Origin of the sequence: Streptomyces sp. NPDC001544 (genome assembly GCF_042894285.1) — a bacterium.
In the GTDB taxonomy this organism is placed as follows: Bacteria; Actinomycetota; Actinomycetes; order Streptomycetales; family Streptomycetaceae; genus Streptomyces.
This window is the reverse complement of the sequence record NZ_JBIAVN010000015.1, coordinates 62,463-82,245: the sequence shown is the minus strand read 5'-3', so window position 1 is coordinate 82,245 and position 19,783 is coordinate 62,463. Positions and strand designations below refer to the sequence as shown.

Here is a 19,783-nt window from a genome sequence, read left to right as displayed (position 1 = left end):
AGTTCAGCCCGCTCAGTGCGCAGGGAGGAACTGTTCGGCCCAGACGGTCTTGCCGGTGGGGTGGTGGCGGGTGCCCCAGCGGCGGGTGAGCTGTCCGACGAGGAGGAGGCCACGTCCTCCCTCGTCGTAGGTGTGGGCGCGGCGCATATGGGGGGTGGTGTTGCTGGAGTCGGTGACCTCGCAGGTCAGGGTGTGGGGGGTGTGGATCAGACGGAGCCGGACGGGGGGCCGGCCGTACCGGAGGGCGTTGGTGACGAGTTCGCTGACGACCAGTTCGGTGATGAACGCGGCGTCGCCGAGGTGCCAGGCGGTGAGGCGGTCGGTGACCTGCCGGCGGGCGTGGGCGACGACGGCGGGATCGAACGGCAGGTTCCAGGTGGCCACGCGGTCGGAGTGCAGGGCGTGGGTGCGGGCGACGAGGAGCACGATGTCGTCGTCGGGGCGTTGGGTGAGCAGAGTGGTCAGCACGCGCTCGCAGACGGTGTCGGGACTGGCCGCGGGACGCGCCAGGGCCGCGAACATGCGGTCCAGGGCGTCGTCCATGTCGTGGCCGCGGGTCTGCAGGAGACCGTTGGTGTAGAGGACGACAAGACTTCCCTCGGGCAGTTCGGTCTCGAAGGCCTCGAAGGGCAGGCCGCCCAGGCCGAGCGGCGGCCCGGGACGTGCGTCGAGGAAGCGGACCGCGCCGGCGGGGGTGACGACGGCCGGCGGGGGATGCCCGGCGCTGGCGAGGGCGAGCCGGCGGGTGACCGGGTCGTAGACGGCGTACAGGCAGGTGGTGCCGACACCGCCGACGGCTTCCGCGGTGGCCTCGGCGGTGTCGGTGCTGTCGGGACCGGCTTCGTCGGCGGCCATGTGGAGGACGAGGTCGTCGAGATGGGTGAGGAGTTCGTCGGGGGGCAGGTCGACGTCTGCGAGGGTGTGCACGGCGGTGCGGATGCGTCCCATGGTGGCGGTGGCCCTGATGCCGTGGCCGACGACGTCACCGACGACCAGGGCGGCACGAGCCCCCGACAGCGGGATGACGTCGAACCAGTCGCCACCGGCGCCGGCGCGGCCCGTGGCGGGCAGGTAGCGGGTGGCGATCTCCACCGCGCCCTGCTCGGGCAACGTCCGGGGCAGCAGGCTGCGCTGCAGGGTCATGGTGGTGGTGTGCTGCTGGGGGTGGCGCGAGCTGTGGATGCCGGTGGCGGCGCCGGCCACCAGCTGCTCGGCCAGCCACAGATCGTCCGCGTCGAAGGGCTCCGGGCGCCGGTGGCGCGCGAAGAGGGCGACGCCGAGCGTGGTGCCGGCCGCCCGCAACGGCACGACGATCAGCGAGTGCGTGCCCGTCCGGCGGATCCACGCGGCCTGAGGATCCTCTTCCGCCCATCGGGCGAGGGCCGCGTCGCCGCCCGCGTACATCGCGCCGCGTCCGCGTACCAGACACTCCGCCACCGGCGACCACGCCGGGTAGCGCGGCTCTTCTCCCACCGTGCCGACGCGCGCCGGGCCCTGCCCGGGCGCGCACGGCACGGATCGCACGGCGGCCCGGTCCAGCGCCGGCGGCCCGCCGCCCGGCGTGACGGGAGCCGGACCGGGCCGGCGGTCGGGCAGCAGGTCGACGACGGCCACGTCCGCGAACCGCGGAACGGCGACCTCGGCCAGTTCCTCAGCGGTGCGCCGGGTGTCGGAGTGGGCGCCCACCCGAGACCCGGCATCGCTCAGCAGCAGCATCCGCTGCCGCATGAGCTCCGTCTGCACATCCACCGCCAGGCACACGCCACGCATCCGCCCGGTGGGGTCCTCCAGCGGCGTCACAGAGCCCTGCCAACCACGTTCGGCCTGCCCGTCGGCGGGATGCAGACAGACCCGCACCGACTGTGGCCCGCCGCCGGCGAGGGTCAGCCGCATGGCCGTCTCGGCCCGGTCGTTCAGCGGATGCGGCGCGATCTCCGGCAGACGCAGTCCGCGCATCTGCTCCTCACCGAGGGCCAGCACACGCTCCATTCCGGCGCTGGCCCGCACCAGGCGCGGATCCGTGTCGAACACCGCCAGGGCGAAAGGCGACCCGGCGAAGGCCCGCTCTCCGAGGGCCGCGCCGGCGGGCTGCGGTGCCGCACCCGCCACGGCGGACACCACCAGCCACTGCGCGCCGCCGGCGTTCGTGGTGCGGCGGTGCGCCAGCACCCGAGGCTCCAACCGGTGGCCGTCGCGGTGCCGCAGCGCCACGGTGCCGCTCCACCGCTCCCGCCCGGCCGCCTCCCGCCACGTCCGCTCACCGGACCGGCCGGTGTCGTCGGATGCGCCGGTGTCGTCGGCCAGCAGGCGGGTGGCCGGGTACCCCACGACCTCCGGGGCCGTATAGCCGAGCAGCCGTTGGGCGCCGTCGCTCCACCCCGTCACGACGCCGCGCTCGTCGACGGTGACCGTGGCCGTGCTGGGCGTTTCGGGCACCGCGTGCGACTGCCTGCCAGAAGGCGTGGGAAGTTGCTCCATCGCCGCTCGTCCTCCGGAAACCCGCGTGACCCGGGCCCCTCTTCCCCAGCATGATCCTGAAGACCGCGGAGCACCAGTCCACACCCGAGGGTCCACCCGGCATGCGGCTGGAGCGCGCGACGCAATGTCGTGCATTCTGTTGACTGCCGCAAGAAAAGTGCCCTAGATTCCCTGGCGTTCAGCGCACCGAGCCTCGACACGACCAGCTCCCGCCCCCCACTCCGACAGGAGCCGCCGTCATGCGCACCCGCCTCCGCCTTTCCCTCGTCGCCCTGGCCACGGCCGCGGTCACCGCACTCACGACCGGTTCCGCCCCGGCGGCCGTTCGGGCGAGCACGGCGAACACCGGCCATCTCACCGGCACCCTCGCCGACGGAGCCACCTGGACCGCGGACGTCCCCGCCGACTGGAACGGCACCCTGCTGCTGTTCAGCCACGGCTTCGGCCCGCTCGTCGCTCGCGACGCGCCCACCGACGCCGTACGCGACGAGCTCCTCACCGAGGGGTACGCGCTCGCCGGCTCCTCCTACGACCCGAACGGCTCGATGTGGGCCCTGGCCAGCGCCGAACGCGACCAGTTCGCCACGCTCGACGCGGTCACCGCGCGGATCGGTGCCCCGCGCCGCACCCTCTCCGTGGGGCAGTCCATGGGCGGGCTGGTCAACGCCCGGATCGCCCGCGACGGCGCCGGCCGCGTCGACGGCGCGCTGGGCCTGTGCGGGCTGGTGGCCGGCGGCACCGACCTGGACAACTACCAACTCGACGCCGAGTACACCCTGGCGCGGCTGCTCCTGCCCGAACAGGACGTGAAACTCGTCCGGTTCGGCTCCGCCGACGAGGCCGCCGCCACCGCCCAGAAGCTCACCGCGGCCGTCACCGCCGCACAGTCCACACCACAGGGCCGCGCCCGCATCGCGCTGGCCGCCGCCTTCCTCAACCTCCCCACGTGGGCCCCGGGCCGGACCGCTCCCGCGCCGGCCGACTGGGCGGGCCAGCAGGAGCAGCAGTACGCCTGGTTCGCGAGCGGCATCCTCGCCTTCGTCGAGGGCGGCCGGTACGCGGTGGAGCAGTCCGTCGGCGGCAACAACTCCTGGAACCGGGGCATCGACTACACCCGCCTCCTCGCCGGATCCGCACACGCCTCCGAGGTCCGCGCCCTGTACCGGGCCGCCGGACTCGACCTGCGCGCCGACCTGAGGGCCCTGACCTCGGGCGCCGCCGTCACCGCCGACCCGGCAGCCGTCCGCACCGCCGAGCGCACCTCCAGCGCCGGCCAGGGTCTCGCAGTGCCGCTGCTGGACGTGCACACCACCGCCGACAACCTGGTCCCGGTCGAGCAGGAGCGCCGGTTCGCCGACCGGGTCCACGCGGCCGGCCGGGGAGCACTGCTGCGCCAGGCCTACGTCGAGCGCCAGGGCCACTGCGCCTTCACCACCGCCGAGACGGTCGCCGCCCTCCACGCACTCGAACACCGCGTCGCCACGGGCAGTTGGGACGCCGCCACCCCGGAGGCCCTGCAGCGGTCGGCGACTGCGCTCGGTCTGGACGGGGCGGCGTACGTCCCCTACCGTCCGGCGGCCCTGACGGTCGGCCGCTAGGGGGTGTCTTGTGGATCAGGCCGGTTGAGACCGACGGCGTCTTTCGGCCGGCCCTGCCCCGGGCCGGCCGTAAGGACCTTCGGTCACCAGGCGTGGCCGGTACGACGCCTACCGGGCCGTGCCGAAGTCCTGGGTCCAGTAGGAGTCGGGCTGGGCGAGGCCGACGCCGATCTCCTTGAACGAGCAGTTGAGGATGTTGGCCCGGTGACCGGGACTGGCCATCCAGCCCGCCATGACCTGCTCCGGCGTGGAATAGCCGTAGGCGACGTTCTCGCCGTAGGCGCTCCAGTCGTAGCCGGCACTCGTGAGCCGGTCACCCGGGGAGGACCCGTCGGACCCGGTGTGCGACATGTTCTGGTGGGCTGCCATGTCCGCACTGTGTGCCTGGGCGACCTTCGTGAGGGTCGCGTTCGGGGTCAGGGCCGGGCAACCCACCTTGGCGCGCTCCGCGTTGACGAGCTCGATGACGCGGGCGGTGGCCCCGGACGCCGTGGCCGTGGCCTTCGGTGTGCTCGGCGCGGCGGGAGCCGCGGAGGTGCCGGCGGGCTTCGGCGTGGTGGGCTTGGGCGCCGCGGTCGTGCTCGGGGAGGCGACCGGGGCCGGTGACGCCGGTGGAGCGGTGGGCGCGCCGTGCCGGTGACGAATTCGGTGGCCCTTCCAGTGCCGATGCCCGTCGGTGCGGCGCCACTGCTCGGCCTTGTTCGCCGGGGTGCCGAAGGCGTCCGCCGGTGTGCCGTCGAGACCCGCGGGTGCGCCGCTGTCGAGACCCGTGGGTGCGCTGTCGAGACCCAGCGGTGTGCCGGCGATGTCCGCCGGGGCGCTGGAGAGCCGGGTTCCGTCGCCGACGCCCCAGTCGGAGCAGGCCATGGCGACGGACGGCACGCCCACGGCGCCCACGACGGCGGCAGCGACAACTATCCGCCGGTAATGCTGCTTCTTGCGGTGCTTTCCCATGCGTGACCTGTCCTGAGCTGCGACGACGTCCTGCGGGCCGTCATTGTTAGAACGGCCTCACACGGAGTGCAAAGAGCCACTGGTACTACCAGGGTCCGTAGGTCCTGACGGCCCTTGAAACGGCAGGGCGAGCGTGCTGGTCGGGCATCCACAGAGGGCACCGGCCCCTGATTACCCGTCAGGCACCCTTTGGTGCGCAGCCGTGCGGGAAATGTCCGCGTGAACGCGAGGCGGGCGAACCCGCCTCGGCATCCGTCCGCAACAAGACGGACAAAGGCCCATTTGTCTTCCGGGCGTCGTCTACTAACCACGACCAGTAGTTCTCTTGGTCGACGTGACGGATGTCACGAACGTGGGATGCGGCCCCTTGGTGCCCGGCCGCTCTGTGAGTCCTTTCACAGTTCAGTCGAAAGCGGGCTTTTCGTGGCGGCGGTCACGCCGTACGACAGTCGTTTTGCTTAGGTTCGCGGAACTGTGCCCTTTCCCCACGAACTGCCGAGGTCCCTGACCATGCCGTACCGCCCCCGCTCCCTGTCGCATGTCCGCACCGCCATGTGGGCCGGTGTCGTGGCGGCCTCGACGGCGGGCCTCCTGGCGGCGGGGACGGTGGACCCGGTACCGGCGGCAGCGGCTCCGGAGCCCGCGCGGTCCGACAGCGCAACCTTGCGGTCGGACCCTGCGACGGCCGCGTTCCTCGCGCGGGTGCAGCCCCGCGGCAAGGAGCGGGTGACGGCCGCCGTACTGGACCTGGACGGCGGTGACGGCCGGCCCGTGGTGTACGGCGACGACACCCCGTACGACACCGCCAGCATCGTCAAGGTCGACATCCTCGCCGCCGCGCTGCTCGAGGCCCAGGACGCCGGACGGGATCTCACCGCGCAGGAACGCGCCGAGGCGGAAGCGATGATCGAGCACAGCGACAACGCGGCGGCGGGCGCGCTGTGGCGGCGCATCGGCCTGGCGCCGGGTCTCGACACGGCCAACAAGCGGCTCGGGCTGACCTCGACCGAGGGCGGATCCGGTCCGACGTGGGGACTGACGCGGACGACGGCGAGCGACCAGATACGACTGCTGTGCGCGGTCTTCGCCCCCGACCACGCGCCCGACCGCGCCCCCGGATCCGCCTCCCCGGCGCTCAATGAGGAGTCCCGCACCTACCTCCGCGCGCTGATGTCCCGTGTCTCTCCCGAGCAGGCCTGGGGTGTCTCGGCGGCCGGGTCCGGCTGGGCGCTCAAGAACGGCTGGTTGCAGCGCACCACCACCGGGCTGTGGGACGTCAACAGCGTCGGACGGATCACCACCGGCGGACGGCGGTATCTGGTCGTGGTTCTCTCGGACGGCAGCACGACGATGCGGGACGGTGTCTCCATGACCGAGCGCGCGGCACGGGCGGCCGTCTCCTCGGCCGCCGCCCGCTGACGCCGTGGTCCTGCCGCTGTCCGGTCGTCACCAGGATGCGGGTGTCCAGAGCCCCGGCCCCTGGGCGGCCACATCGGAGGTGCCCAGGTGCGCCGTCGCGAGCACGGTGCCGTCGGGCGTCGTCAACTGTGCGCCGGTGAGGGCCGAGGGGTCGACGGAAGCGGGTCCGCCCCAGGAGCCCCTGCCCTGGCGCAGTGCGAAGCTGCCTATGGGGACCGTGCTGCCGTCCCTGTGGGTCAGGAGGCAGAAGACCTTGCCGCTGTAGGGGCGGCCGGTCTCGGCGAGGTCGAGCGCCATGTAGACCCAGCCTTCGGGGCCGGGGTGCGCGTAGATCTCGCCGACCGGACTGCCCCGCGTGCCGGCCGAGGTCAGATTGCCGGACAGGAGATGCGTGCCGGTGTCGGCCGAGGTCGACGAGGGCCCGGCCGCGACATCCTCGATCGCCGTGCCGACCGCCCAGCCGCCGAACCCCACCGCGACGAGCAGCGCGGCGGCGACGGAGGCCGCCCGTAGCCGTATCCGTCCGCGCAGGCCCTTGGCCAGGGCGGGAGACCCGCGGTTGTGCGGACTGCCCTCGTGCCCGGGCGCCGCATGCGTCAGCGCCTGCGCCACCCGGGTCTCGAACCCGACGGGCGGCTCGCTGCCGGGCAGCAGCCCGATGAGTCCGTCACCCACCAGGGTCAGCTGCTCGACGTACTCCCGGCAGTCCGCGCACACGTCCAGATGAGCCACCGCGCCGGCCCGTTCCCGGCCGGGCAGCACACCGAGCGCCAGCTCGGCCCCGATGCTCCGCAGCTTCTCGCAGGTGACGTCACTGGACATGGTCGCCTCGTTTCGGAGACGTGAGCGTGGTGCGCAGCTTGCCCATCGCCGTTCTGACGCGTGTCTTGGCGGTGCCCAGCGGGATCTTCTCCGAGTCGGCGATCTGCTGGGCGGTCATGCCGTAGATGCCCGCCATCACCAGCGCGCGCCCCTGTTCGGGCGGCAGCTGCGCCACGGCTGCCCGGAGCCGGGAGGACGCCTCGTCGGCCAGCGCATGCTGCTCGGGCGTCTCACTGACGACCCCGATGATCGCTTCGAGGTCCTCGGGTGCCACCGGCTCCGGCCGCCGCGAGCGGACGGCGTCGATGGCGAGGTTGTGGGCGATGGCCGTCAGCCAGGTCCGCACCGAGCCCCGGCGCGCGTCGTAGATCTGCGCATGCCGCCACGCCCGCTCGAACGTCTGCTGGGCGACGTCCTCGGCGAGCTGCGGATCACCGGTCACGGCGATCGCGACACCGAACACCGTGTGCTGGAACCGGCGCACGAATGTCACCGCGAGTTCCGGATCACCCGTGGCCAGCCCGGACAGCAGCGCCTCGTCCGGAAGGCGGCCCGCGGGAAACCGGAATCTCGACATATCTCTATGTACGGGCCACGCGAACCTCGGGATTGCCCGGCCGTCATAGAAACGGAAGGTCATCTTCCGATTCTCTCTCCGTACGGCTTCCGTTGCCTGGGGCACTCGACGGATTTGCCTTCGAGCGCACTCCAGCCGTCACACTGGGCGCGACGGAGAACGGGTGGGGCGGAAGGACGGCAGCGCATGGAGACGACGGGCACCAGGGCGACCGGTGGCGGGTCGGTGGGCAGGACGGGGCACCCCCTGCCGTACGACACGTACCGGCAGGCGATCGAGCGGGAGACCCTGCGCTTCGCCGAGGTGGTCAGGGGCGCGGACCCCGCCGGCGCCGTGCCCTCCTGCCCCGACTGGACGCTGGCCGAGCTCACCCGGCACGTGGGAGCCCTGCAGCGCTGGTTCTCCGCGCTTCTGACCCGGCTGGTGCAGGAACCGCCGCGCAGCCGCGACGTGGAGCTGGGGCTGCCGGAACGGGCGCGTGACTATGCCGACTGGGTGGCGGCGGGGGTGCCCCAGGTGGCAGCCGTGCTGCGGGCGACGGACCCCGGGGCGGCCATGTGGGCCTGGGGTGAGGACCAGCACGCACGGTTCTGGGCCCGCCGGATGCTGTTCGAGACGCTGGTGCACCGGGTGGACGCGGAGCGCGCCGTCGGCGGTGCGTCGGCCGTCGACCCGGTCCTGGCGGCGGACGGCGTGGACGAGTTCCTCGTCAACCTGCCCCACGCGGGTCTCTTCGCCCCCGCGGTGACCGAGCTGCGGGGCGACGGCGAGAGCATCGCCTTCAGGTGTACGGACTCCGCCGGCGGAACCGGCGAGGAATGGCGGGTGCGGCTCGATCCGGACGGCTTCCGCCTCCTGCCCGCACCGGCGCCGGGGGCCGCGCCGGCCGAGCAGCCCCACGTCACGGTGCGGGGGCCGGCCGAGGACGTGCTCCTGCTGCTCTACGGGCGCCGTTCGTACCATGAGGCCGTCTTCGGCGTCTCGGGAGAGCCGGCGATTCTCGACTCCTGGTTCACCCGCACCGCCTTCTGAGCGGCCGCCCCGGACCGGGCGAAGTCGTCGTGACATCTGTGACCGGTGTGACCAGAGGGGAAGCAGTGGTCAAGGATTGTCGGACCGGGTGGTGACGACTGGGGACCGGCAATGTTAGAAAGGCCGGATGCGAGACCGATTTGCCCGGCTTAGGCGTGTATCACTGCCTTCGCTGACGGGAAAGAGCCCACGAAGCGTCGCAGGGCAGGTGTTCCTCCTGCAGGTGGCGCTCGTGGTGCTGCTCGTGGTCTGCGCCGTCTTCGCCCTCTTCCTGCAGTCGCGGCGGGACACCAACGCCGAGGCCAAGCGCCGCTCCATAGCCGTCGCGCAGACCTTCGCGCACTCACCGGGCATCCTCGCCGCCCTGCACACCCCCGCCCCGTCGAAAGTGCTCCAGCCACTGACCGAGGCGGGACGCAGGTCCGCGGGTGTCGACTTCGTCGTCGTCATGGACACCCACGGCATCCGCTACACCCATCCCATACCGAGCCGGATCGGCAAGCGCTTCGTGGGCACCATCGGCCCGTCGCTGGCCGGGAAGGTCTACACCGAGAGCGTCCACGGTCCGCTGGGCCAGGAGGTCCAGGCCACCGTTCCCGTATGGAACGCCGACCACAAGGTGGTGGCCCTGGTCTCCGCCGGGCTCAAGGTCAGGAACGTGACCAACCAGGTGGACCGGCAGCTGCCGATCATCCTGGCCGCCGGCGCGGGCGCCCTCGGAGCGGCGACCGGGGTGACGGCGCTGGTGAGCAGACGGCTGCGACGGCAGACCCACAGTCTGGCCCCGCACGAGATGGCCCGCATGTACGAACACCACGACGCGGTGCTGCACTCCGTACGCGAAGGGGTGCTCATCATCGATGACGACGGGGTGCTGCTGCTGGCGAACGACGAGGCCAAACGTCTCCTGGACCTGCCCTCGGACGCCGAGGGCAACCACGTGAGCGAACTGGCGACCCTGGAACCCGAAACCGTCGCGCTCCTCACCTCCGGCCGCGTGGCCACCGACGAGGTGCACTTCGGCGGCCCCCGGCTGCTGGCGGTCAACCAGCGGCCCACGGACAGCCGCGGAGGCCCCAGGGGAACCGTGGTCACCCTGCGCGACTCCACCGAGCTGCAGGCCGTGTCCGGCAGGGCTCAGGTGGCCCGGGACCGGCTGAAGCTGCTGTACGACGCCGGACTGGGCGTCGGCACCACCCTGGACATGGTTCGCACGGCCGACGAGCTCGCGCGCGTCGCCGTTCCGCGCTTCGCCGACTTCGTCAGCGTGGACCTGGCCGACGCCGTGCTCCACGGAGAGGAACCCGGCACCACGGCGACCGGCATGCGACGCATCGCCGTGTTCGGCATCCGGGACGACCACCCCCTCTACGAGAAGGACCGGCTGATCGACTTCCTGCCCTCCACGCCCCAGGCGCGCGGTTACGGCGCGGGCCGCTCCGAACTGGTGGCCGACCTGTCGACCGCCGCGGGCTGGCACGAGCAGGACCCCGAGCACACCGCGAGGATCCTGGAGTACGGCATCCACTCCCTCATCGCGGCCCCGATCAAGGCCCGTGGCGTCGTACTGGGCCTGGCGAACTTCTGGCGGACCGAGGAACAAGGCCCCTTCGACGAGGAGGAGCTGTCGCTGGCGGAGGAGCTGGTGGCCCGCGCCGCCGTCAGCATCGACAACGCCCGCCGCTACACCCGCGAGCACGCCGTGGCGGTCACCCTCCAGCGCAGCCTGCTGCCGCGGGCCCTGCCCGAACAGAGCACCCTCGACGTCGGCTACCGCTACATCCCCGCCCAGTCGGGGGTGAGCGGCGACTGGTTCGACGTGATCCCGCTGCCCGGCAGCCGGGTGGCCCTGGTCGTCGGCGACGTGGTCGGCCACGGTCTGCACGCCGCCGCCACGATGGGCCGGCTGCGGACCGCGGTGCACAACTTCTCCACCCTGGATCTGCCGCCCGACGAACTGCTGAGTCATCTGGACGACCTGGTCGGCCGCATCGACCAGGACGAGACATGTCCCGAGACCCCCGCGGCCGTCGTGGGCGCCACCTGCCTGTACGCGATCTACGACCCCGTGAGCCGCCGCTGCGCCATGGCGCGCGCCGGGCACCTGGCCCCCGCGCTCGTCCTCCCCGACGGCAGCGCCACCTTCCCCGACCTGCCGGCCGGGCCGCCGCTCGGCCTGGGGGGCATGCCGTTCCAGACGGCGGAGCTGGACCTCCCCGAGGGTGCCCAGCTCGTCCTGTACACCGACGGCCTCGTCGAGGACCGTTCGCGTGACCTGGACGTGGGAATGGAACTGCTGCGCCGGGCCCTGGCGGGCCACCCCGACCGGGCGCCGGACGACAGCTGCCGGGCCGTGCTGGACGAACTGCTGCCCGGGCGCCCCCAGGACGACGTCGCCCTGCTCATCGCCCGCGCCCGGGGACTGCCCGCCGACCGGATCGCCGACTGGGACGTCCCGGCCGACCCCGCCGCCGTCGCGAAGGTGCGCCTCGCCGCCTCCGAGAGGCTCGACGAGTGGGGCCTGACGGAGCTCGGCTTCAGCATGGAACTGGTACTGAGCGAGCTCGTCACCAACGCCATCCGCTACGGCAGCGATCCCATCAGCGTCCGGCTGATCCACGACCGCACCCTGGTCTGCGAGGTGTCCGACGGCAGCAGCACCTCGCCGCATCTGCGGTACGCCGCCACGACCGACGAGGGTGGCCGCGGCCTGTTCCTGGTCGCGCAGCTCACCGAGCGCTGGGGCACCCGGTACACCCCCCAGGGGAAGGTGATCTGGGCGGAAGCGGCACTGCCGAAGCCCGGCGAGGACGCCGGCCCGGCACTGGCCGACATGGACTTCGGCGCAGAGCTGTGAGCGCGACGGCTGACCCGGACCGCCGTTCGGACGCCCTGCGGTGGCGTCGGTCGTGGCCGTCCCGCACGCTTGACCCGGACACGGACGTGCCGCCCCGGCCATGAGCGGCGGCAGGCATCTGGGAGGATCGTGTGACCGCTTCGTCGCCCGCCACCGACGCACCGCCCGCCCGGTACGACGATCTGCGTGCACTGGTGATCAATTGCACCCTCAAACGGTCCCCGGAACCGAGCAACACCCAGGGGCTGATCGACCGCAGTACCGCCATCATGGACGCCCAGGGCGTGCGGGTCGACCAGGTGCGCGCCGTGGACCACGACATCGCCACGGGTGTGTGGCCGGACATGACGGAGCACGGCTGGCGGAGCGACGACTGGCCGGAGCTGTACCGGCAGGTGCTGGCCGCCGACATCCTCGTACTGGCGGGCCCCATCTGGCTGGGGGACAACAGTTCCGTGATGAAGCAGGTGATCGAGCGGTTGTACGCCTGCTCCAGCCTGCTCAACGAGTCGGGTCAGTACGCGTACTACGGACGGGTCGGCGGCTGCCTGATCACCGGCAACGAGGACGGCGTCAAGCACTGCGCCATGAACGTGCTCTACAGCCTGCAGCACCTGGGCTACACCATCCCCCCGCAGGCGGACGCCGGGTGGATCGGTGAGGCGGGCCCCGGTCCCTCGTACCTCGACCCCGGCTCGGGCGGCCCGGAGAACGACTTCACCAACCGCAACACGACCTTCATGACCTGGAACCTGCTGCACCTGGCCCGGGCGCTGAAGGACCTCGGCGGCATCCCCGCCTACGGCAACCAGCGCACCGCCTGGGACGCGGGCTGCCGACGCGACTACGAGAACCCCGAGCACCGGTAGAGAGGGCGCCCCGCTTCAGAGCCGCCGCACACCGCCCCCGCCGCAACGTTCCGCCAGCTTGTCGGCGTGGGCTCCGACACCACCCAGGACGTGGTGAACGCCCTGGCCGGCGACACCGTGAACGGCAGGAGCTACAGCTCGACCGCCGTGAAGGCGGCGAGCGGCGCCGGTATCGCCTTCTACGACGCCATCGAGCCCGGCACCGGCCCACCACGTCGAACATCACCACCCGCTCCGGCGGCCCGTCCTTCCTGCGCCCGAACAGCTCCGGCAAGGGCCGCCTGGCCCTGAGCGAGTCCCTGACCGGCGACAAGTACCCGGACTCCGCCGGTGTCTCCATCGGCGGCCAGGTCGACTTCGCCCGCTCCTCCAGCGGCCCGAGCAACTCCGGCACCGCGCTCACCGACATCCCGTTCACCCGGGACGCGGTCGGCGTCGCGGTGAAGGGCCCCGCCCTGGACACGCTGACCGTGGACCGGCTGCATGACATCTACTCCGGCACGCTCACCACCGTGAACGGCCAGACCGTGCACCCCGGGATCCCGCAGAGCGGCTCCGGCACCCGCAAGTTCTTCCTCGGCGCGATCGGCCTGACCGACGCGACGCTCTCCCCGAACATTCCGGTCGTCCAGGAGCGCCACGGTCTGCGCCGCCAACCTCAACGGCACGGGTGCGGCCGCCACGTGGAAGGGCTCCGTCACGTTCGCGAGCACCACGAAGACGACCGCGGCGACGACCGCGTACGGCAGGACCCCGAAGGTCGCCGTCACCGTCACCGGCTCGCACGGCGCGGTCCCCACCGGCAAGGTCACGGTGAAGGAGAGCGGCACCGTTCCGGGCACCGCCACCCTGGACAGCTCCGGCAAGGTCGGCGTCGGCCTGTCCAACCACCTCGAGGTCGCCACACACACGCTGACCGTCTCCTACGCGGGCGACGGCAAGCTGGGCGCGTCCTCGACGACCACCACGCTGAAGATCACCAAGACGACGCCGTCCGTCAGCACCACCGCGCCGTCCTCGGTCAGCCACACCGCCCGGGCCGAGGTCACCGTCAAGCACCGCCACCGGCACCACACCGACCGGCGCTTCGGCTGACAGCCGCCCCGGGCGGAAAAGTCCATACGGGTGATCCCCGTCCAGGACCGGTCGACGCCTGAAGTCAAGGCAGACAGGCTCTTCGGCCCCTCGCTCCCCGCACGACGGCCCATCCGGAGTGGCAGCACGGTGGCAGCCGACCGAAACTGAGATCCACGGTTCGTGATCAGTGATTGACCCACGGCGACCGCGGTTCTCCCGTGGTTCGGTCGCAGGCTGTCGCAGAGTGCGCCAGGAGGTCGCATGGTGGAGCAGTCCTCCGAGACCCATATATTCGGGCCGGACCAAGCGGTTGTCGACATACGCGGCAGTTCCGGCCCGTCGGCGACCGAGACGGAGCGCCGGCTCGCGGACGTACTGGCCGACGTGACGTGCCGCGAACGCATCCCGGTCGACAGTCACTTCTTCACCGACCTCGGCGCCAACTCCCTGCTGATGGCGCAGTTCTGCGCGCGGATCAGGAAACGGCCGGACCTGCCGTCCGCGTCGATGAAGGACATCTACCGGTATCCCACGATCCGGAGCCTCGCGGCGGCCCTCGAGACGGCGACGCCCGCTGCCGCCGGATCACCGCTCCAGAAGCCGCCCTCCTCTTCGGCACCGACCACCGCGCCGGCGCCCGCGACGACGAGTCGGCTGACCCACTTCCTCTGCGGCACGGCCCAGCTGCTGGTCTTCCTGGCGTACTCCTTCGTGACGGGGCTGGTCGCGGCCCGGGGATACGAGTGGATCGCCGACGGGACCGGTCTGGTCGACATCTATCTGCGGTCGCTTCTCTTCGGCGGCGCCTGTTTCGTGGCCATGTGCCTGTTCCCCGTCGTTGCCAAATGGCTGCTCGTCGGCCGCTGGAAACCCGCGGAGTTCCCCGTCTGGGGTCTTGCCTATCTGCGCTTCTGGCTCGTCAAGGCGCTGCTCCACGCGAACCCGATGGTTCTCTTCGCCGGGAATCCGCTCTACGTGCTGTATCTGCGGGCCCTCGGCGCGCGTATCGGCAAGGGAGTCACGATCCTGTCCCACTCCGTACCCGTCTGCACCGACCTGTTCACCGTCGGAGCCGGGACGGTGATCCGCAAGGACGCCTTCTTCCTGTGCTACCGAGCGCACGCGGGGCGCATCCAGACCGGACCGGTGACACTCGGCCGAGACGTGTTCGTGGGGGAGAAGACCGTCCTCGACATCGACACGTCGATGGGTGACGGCGCCCAGCTCGGTCACTCCTCCACCCTGTACCGCGGCCAGACGGTCCCGGCCGGCGAGCGCCGGCACGGCTCCCCGGCCGAGCCCACGGAAGTCGACTACGTGAGGGTCGCGCCGGCGAGCTGCGGCACGCCACGCCGGGTCTGGTTCGGGTGCGTCACCCTGGCCCAGCTCTTCCTCGTGTACATACCGGGGGCGTTCGGCGGGGTGTACATGCTGTTCACCGAGGTCCCGGCGCTCGGTGGGCGACTGGGCCCGGACACGTCCGGACTCGCGCTGTCCGTCCTGGTCACCGACGCCCTGCCCCTGTCCCTCGTGCTGTTCTTCGGCCTGCTGGTCCTCGGTCTCGTCGCGCTGTACACCGTGCCGCGTCTGCTGAGCCTGGCCCTCGAACCCGACCGGGTCTATCCGCTGTACGGCTTCCACTACGCGGCCCACCGGGCGATCGCCGGCATGACCAACGTGAGGTTCTTCGCCTGGCTCTTCGGGGACAGCTCGTACATCGTGCACTACCTCCGCGGCCTCGGATACGACCTGTCCCGGGTCGAGCAGACCGGGTCCAACTTCGGCACCGAGCTGCAGCACGAGAGCCCGTTCCTGGTCTCCGTCGGCAGCGGCACGATGGTGGCCGACGGGCTCTCGATCGTGAACGCGGACTTCTCCAGCACGTCCTTCCGGGTCTCCCGGGTGTCGATCGGGGCCCGCAACTTCCTCGGCAACAACATCGCCTACCCCGCGGGTGGCAGGACGGGGGAGAACTGCCTGCTCGCCACGAAGGTGATGGTTCCCCTCGACGGCGAGGTCCGCGAGGGCGTGGGGCTTCTCGGCTCGCCCTGCTTCGAGATCCCGCGGTCGGTGGAGCGCGACGCCCGGTTCGACGAACTCAGGACCGGGGACACACTGCGCCGCCGTCTCGCGGCGAAGAACCGGTACAACCTCCGCTCGATGGCCGTGATGCTGTTCGCCCGGTGGCTGCACACCTTCGTCCTCACGGTCCTGGCCCTCGCCTCCGTCGATCTGTACGGCGTGCTCGGCCATATGGTGATCGCCGGATACCTGGCACTGACGCTCGCGTACACCACCGTCCACTACGTGCTGGTGGAACGCTGCACCATGTCCTTCCGCAGGCTGCGGCCACGGTTGTGCTCCATCTACGACCCGCTCTTCTGGCGGCACGAGCGCCTGTGGAAGGTCCCGGACCACTACCTGAACATCTTCAACGGGACCCCGTTCAAGGCGCTGGTCTGGCGGCTGCTGGGTGTCCGTATCGGCAGCAGGGTCTTCGACGACGGCTGCTACCTGACCGAGCGGACACTCACCACCCTCGGGGACGAATGCACCCTGAACGCCGGGAGCAAGGTCCAGTGCCACTCGCAGGAGGACGGCACCTTCAAGTCCGACGGCACCACCATCGGCCCCGGCTGCACGCTCGGCGTGGGCGCCCACGTGCACTACGGCGTGACGATGGGCGACGGGGCCGTGCTCGCACCCGACTCCTTCCTCATGAAGGGCGAGGAAGTCCCCCCGAACACACAGTGGGGCGGCAACCCCGCTGCGGACATGCCGGACGCCGAGTTGAGGAAGGCCATTCGATGGGATCGCGCGTAGAGGCGGACCGGGAGTTCTGGAGCCGTGTGCTGACCGCCGGTGGTTTCACGGCGGTGCCGCGGTGGGCTCCCGAGCCGGCCGCGGGAGTGGCCGAGTACGAGGTGACCGTGCCGGACGACGTCGCCGGGGCGGTACGTGAGCTGGCGCGGCGCTCGGCGGTACCGGTGAGCGCGGTGCTGCTGGCCGCGCACGCCAAGGTGCTGGCCGCGCTGTCCGGTGAACAGGAGGTCGTGACCGGTTACGCCGCGGGAGCGCGGGGCGGCCCGCTGCCGTGCCGGCTGACCGTTGCCCCCGGGCCCTGGCACACGCTCGTGTCCGAGGCCCACCGCGCTGAGACGGAGCTGCTGGCGCACCGGCACTACCCGGTCGAGGAGCTGCGGCAGGAACTCGGGGTCGCCGGGCCGTCGTACGAGGTCGTGTTCGACCCGGCGGGGGAGGAGACCGGGCTCGTCGACGACGCCGCGCTGGGGGTGGGCTGGTGCCACCGGGACGGGCGGACGGCGGCGCGGCTGCGGTACCGCACCCAGGTGCTGGACACCGACTGCGCGGCCCGGATCGGCGGCTACCACCTGGCCGCGCTGCGGTCGATCACGGCGGACCCGGACGCCGATCACACCCGGCAGAGCCTGTTGTCCGCCGACGAGGTGCAGGAACAGACCGAGGGGCTCGCCGGTCCCCGCCGGGCACTTCCGCGGGCACGGGTGCACGAGCTGTTCGAGCAGCGGGCCCGCGCGCATCCGGAGTCCGTGGCGGCGGTGCACGGCGCGCAGCAGTGGACGTACCGCGAGCTGAACGCACGTGCCAACCGGCTGGCGCGCGCCCTGCTGGCGCGGGGACTGGGCCCGGAGGACCCCGTCGCGGTGGTCACCGAACGCCGGCTCGACTGGCTGGCCGCGACCCTGGCCGTCTTCAAGGCGGGCGGTGCCTACCTGCCGGTGGAACCGCACTTCCCCGCCGGACGTATCGCGGCAACCCTGTCACGGGCCGGATGCCGGCTGGTGCTGACCGAAGCCGGCAGCACCAGCACCCTGGAGGAGGCCCTGGCCACCCTGCCGGAAATCGAGAAGCTGCTGGTCGAGACCGCTTACGAGCAGCAGCTGGACGGCTCGGACGTCGGGGTGGAGGTCGCCGCCGACCAGCTCGCCTACATCTACTTCACCTCCGGCTCCACCGGAGAGCCCAAGGGCGCCATGTGCGAGCACGAGGGCATGCTCAACCACATCCACGCCAAGATCGACGATCTGGGGATCGCCGAGGGGGCCGTGGTGGCCCAGACAGCCCCCCAGTGCTTCGACATCTCGCTGTGGCAACTGGTGTCCGCGCTGCTGGTGGGCGGGCGGACCCTGCTGGTCGGGCAGGACGTGGTCGTCGACGTGGAACGCTTCCTCGACACCCTCGTCCGCGGCCGGGCCGGTGTGGTGCAGGTCGTGCCGTCCTACCTGGAGGTCGTCGTCTCGTACCTGGAGAAGCATCCCCGCGCGTTGCCGGACCTGAGGTGTGTGTCGGTCACGGGTGAGGCGCTGAAGCGGGAACTGGTCCAGCGCTGGTTCGCGCTCCAGCCCGGGATCAAGCTCGTCAACGCCTACGGCCTGACCGAGACTTCGGACGACACCAACCACGAGGTCATGGAGAACGTACCCGAGCGTGTGCTGCTCGGGCGTGCGGTCAACAACGTGCGCGTCTACGTCGTCGACGAGCACCTGGCGCTGGTGCCGCTGGGCGCCCCGGGGCTGATCGCGTTCGCCGGCGTGTGCGTCGGGCGCGGCTACGTCAACGATCCCGAGCGGACCCGTGAGGCCTACCGGCAGGATCCGTACCGGCCGGGGGAGCGGCTGTACCTGGGAGGTGACTGGGGGCGCTGGCAGCCCGGCGGGAAGCTGGAGTTCCTCGGCCGCCGGGACAACCAGGTCAAGATCCGCGGCTTCCGCATCGAGATCGGTGAGATCGAGAACACCCTCCTCGGAGTGTCCGGGGTGCGGGACGGCGCGGTGGTCGTCGCCGAACGGGCCGGCGACAGCAAGCACCTCATCGCCTTCTTCACCGGCCGGCGCCGGCATCCGGACGAACTGCGCGACGCGCTGGGCGCCCGGCTGCCCGCCTACATGGTCCCCTCCGCCTTCCACTGGCAGCCGAGCCTGCCGCTCACCGGCAACGGGAAGATCGACAGGAAGGCCCTGACCGCGCTGGCCGAACAGACGGCACCGCCCGCACGGAGCGACGCCTGCGGCGACCAGGACCGTGCCCCGCTCACCCCGACCGAGCGGAAGCTGGCCGCAGCATGGGCCGAGCTGCTGGGCGTCCCCGAACACGGGATCGGCCGCACGGACCACTTCTTCGACTCCGGCGGCACCTCGCTGACGGCCGTGAAACTCACCATCGCCCTGGACCGCGCCGTGTCCCTGAAGGACATCACCCGGCACCCGGTACTGGCCGACCTCGCCGCCCTTCTCGACGGCGCCGCCCGGCAGCGCCCGGAACTGCTGCAGCCGCTGTCGGAACCGGACGGCACCGCACGGTGCGTGCTGGTGTGCTTCCCCTACGCGGGCGGCAACGCGGTCAACTACCAGCCGATGGCGGGCGCCCTGGCGGCCGACGGGGTCGCCGTCCACGCCGTGGAACTGCCCGGTCACGACCTCGCCGCCCACACCGAGCCGTTCGTGTCGATCGAGGAAGTGGCGGAGCGGGTCGTCACCGAGATCACCGGGCGCGGTGCGGCCAGGGTCCTGCTGTGGGGCCACTCGTCGGGCGCCGCCCCGGCGGTGGCGACGGCGAGACTGCTGCAGGAGCGCGGTGTGGACGTCTCCCGGGTGTTCCTCGGGGCGCAGTTGCTCGGCACCGCCGACGGCCGGCGCGCCGCCGTCGGCGAGCTGACGGGCCGGAGCAACGCCCGGATCGCCGCGCGGCTGACCGCGGACAGCGGCTACACCGAGCTGCGGGAGCTGGACGCCGAGCACGCCGAGCACGTCGGTGCCGCCTACCGGCACGACTACGTGTCCGCGCACCGCTATTTCGCGGCCGCGCTGGAGACCCCGCCCGCGGTGAAGCTGTCGGCACCGGTCACCGTGGTGGTCGCCGCCGACGATCCGGTCACCGCCGGGTACGCCGAGCGCTGGCGCGACTGGCAGCTCCTGGCGGAGCACGTGGAGCTGCACGAGCTCACCGACGGCGGCCACTACTTCCTGCGTACCCGGCCGGCCGAAGCCGCACGGGCCGTCCTGGGCGCCGTCGCACCACTGGCCTCCCCCTGAGCCTGACGTCATCTGTGCGGATGGCGACC

The 19,783-nt window shown here is 71.8% G+C and carries 12 protein-coding genes and 1 pseudogene; 9 read left to right on the top strand and 4 right to left on the bottom strand.

Annotated features, from left to right (window positions below; translation table 11 throughout):
• Window positions 1-12: 12 nt before the first annotated feature.
• Window positions 13-2,436: a SpoIIE family protein phosphatase gene (locus ACFY0F_RS30145; protein WP_388801069.1), complete on the bottom strand. Its 2,424-nt coding sequence runs from the start codon at window positions 2,434-2,436 to the stop codon at window positions 13-15.
• A gap of 281 nt (window positions 2,437-2,717) precedes the next feature.
• On the opposite strand from ACFY0F_RS30145, the gene ACFY0F_RS30140 reads away from it, so the two are divergent.
• Window positions 2,718-4,076, top strand: coding sequence for an alpha/beta hydrolase (locus ACFY0F_RS30140; RefSeq protein WP_388801067.1), 1,359 nt, complete (start codon window positions 2,718-2,720; stop codon window positions 4,074-4,076).
• 108 nt (window positions 4,077-4,184) lie between these two features.
• Here ACFY0F_RS30140 and ACFY0F_RS30135 read toward each other — a convergent pair whose 3' ends face one another.
• A complete protein-coding gene (locus tag ACFY0F_RS30135) occupies window positions 4,185-5,030 on the bottom strand; it encodes a CAP domain-containing protein (protein ID WP_388801064.1) in 846 nt (281 codons plus the stop codon).
• Between the two features lie 510 nt (window positions 5,031-5,540).
• Between ACFY0F_RS30135 and ACFY0F_RS30130 the strand changes: the two genes are divergently transcribed.
• Window positions 5,541-6,449, top strand: a complete 909-nt coding sequence (locus ACFY0F_RS30130) for a serine hydrolase (RefSeq protein ID WP_388801061.1) — start codon at window positions 5,541-5,543, stop codon at window positions 6,447-6,449.
• A gap of 27 nt (window positions 6,450-6,476) precedes the next feature.
• On the opposite strand, the gene ACFY0F_RS30125 is transcribed toward ACFY0F_RS30130, so the two are convergent.
• Window positions 6,477-7,271 (bottom strand): hypothetical protein, encoded by a 795-nt coding sequence (locus ACFY0F_RS30125; RefSeq protein ID WP_388801058.1) that lies wholly within the window; start codon window positions 7,269-7,271, stop codon window positions 6,477-6,479.
• A complete protein-coding gene (locus ACFY0F_RS30120) occupies window positions 7,261-7,848 on the bottom strand; it encodes an RNA polymerase sigma factor (protein ID WP_388801364.1) in 588 nt (195 codons plus the stop codon). Before ACFY0F_RS30120 ends, ACFY0F_RS30125 begins: the two co-directional genes overlap by 11 nt.
• A gap of 186 nt (window positions 7,849-8,034) precedes the next feature.
• On the opposite strand from ACFY0F_RS30120, the gene ACFY0F_RS30115 reads away from it, so the two are divergent.
• The 7 genes and pseudogenes from ACFY0F_RS30115 to ACFY0F_RS30085 all read left to right on the top strand — a co-directional run bounded on the left by ACFY0F_RS30115 (window position 8,035) and on the right by ACFY0F_RS30085 (window position 19,754).
• Entirely contained in the window at window positions 8,035-8,880 is an 846-nt protein-coding gene (locus tag ACFY0F_RS30115) for a maleylpyruvate isomerase family mycothiol-dependent enzyme (protein ID WP_388801055.1), read from the top strand.
• Window positions 8,881-9,007: 127 nt separating this feature from the next.
• Window positions 9,008-11,737 carry a SpoIIE family protein phosphatase gene (locus tag ACFY0F_RS30110; RefSeq protein WP_388801052.1) on the top strand — a complete coding sequence of 910 codons (2,730 nt, stop codon included), beginning with the start codon at window positions 9,008-9,010 and terminating at the stop codon, window positions 11,735-11,737.
• Window positions 11,738-11,868: 131 nt separating this feature from the next.
• Complete coding sequence (locus ACFY0F_RS30105) at window positions 11,869-12,606, top strand: flavodoxin family protein (protein WP_388801049.1); 738 nt, start codon at window positions 11,869-11,871, stop codon at window positions 12,604-12,606.
• Window positions 12,607-12,672: 66 nt separating this feature from the next.
• On the top strand, window positions 12,673-12,897 hold the full coding sequence (locus ACFY0F_RS30100) for a hypothetical protein (protein ID WP_388801046.1): 225 nt from the start codon (window positions 12,673-12,675) through the stop codon (window positions 12,895-12,897).
• A gap of 441 nt (window positions 12,898-13,338) precedes the next feature.
• Window positions 13,339-13,701 (top strand): annotated as a pseudogene (locus ACFY0F_RS30095) (Ig-like domain-containing protein); the annotation flags it as partial.
• A gap of 243 nt (window positions 13,702-13,944) precedes the next feature.
• Window positions 13,945-16,506 carry a Pls/PosA family non-ribosomal peptide synthetase gene (locus tag ACFY0F_RS30090; RefSeq protein ID WP_388801043.1) on the top strand — a complete coding sequence of 854 codons (2,562 nt, stop codon included), beginning with the start codon at window positions 13,945-13,947 and terminating at the stop codon, window positions 16,504-16,506.
• Window positions 16,491-19,754: an amino acid adenylation domain-containing protein gene (locus ACFY0F_RS30085; protein WP_388801040.1), complete on the top strand. Its 3,264-nt coding sequence runs from the start codon at window positions 16,491-16,493 to the stop codon at window positions 19,752-19,754. The genes ACFY0F_RS30090 and ACFY0F_RS30085 overlap by 16 nt, the downstream gene beginning before the upstream one ends.
• The last annotated feature ends 29 nt before the right edge of the window (window positions 19,755-19,783 follow it).

Excerpts from the sequence above, each read along its gene's own strand:
- ACFY0F_RS30115 (WP_388801055.1), top strand. The coding sequence starts at position 8,035 with ATGGAGACGACGGGCACCAGGGCGACCGGTGGCGGGTCGGTGGGCAGG.
- ACFY0F_RS30130 (WP_388801061.1), top strand. The coding sequence starts at position 5,541 with ATGCCGTACCGCCCCCGCTCCCTGTCGCATGTCCGCACCGCCATGTGG.
- ACFY0F_RS30090 (WP_388801043.1), top strand. The coding sequence starts at position 13,945 with ATGGTGGAGCAGTCCTCCGAGACCCATATATTCGGGCCGGACCAAGCG.
- ACFY0F_RS30125 (WP_388801058.1), bottom strand. The coding sequence starts at position 7,271 with ATGTCCAGTGACGTCACCTGCGAGAAGCTGCGGAGCATCGGGGCCGAG.
- ACFY0F_RS30120 (WP_388801364.1), bottom strand. The coding sequence starts at position 7,848 with ATGTCGAGATTCCGGTTTCCCGCGGGCCGCCTTCCGGACGAGGCGCTG.
- ACFY0F_RS30140 (WP_388801067.1), top strand. The coding sequence starts at position 2,718 with ATGCGCACCCGCCTCCGCCTTTCCCTCGTCGCCCTGGCCACGGCCGCG.
- ACFY0F_RS30110 (WP_388801052.1), top strand. The coding sequence starts at position 9,008 with ATGCGAGACCGATTTGCCCGGCTTAGGCGTGTATCACTGCCTTCGCTG.
- ACFY0F_RS30085 (WP_388801040.1), top strand. The coding sequence starts at position 16,491 with ATGGGATCGCGCGTAGAGGCGGACCGGGAGTTCTGGAGCCGTGTGCTG.
- ACFY0F_RS30135 (WP_388801064.1), bottom strand. The coding sequence starts at position 5,030 with ATGGGAAAGCACCGCAAGAAGCAGCATTACCGGCGGATAGTTGTCGCT.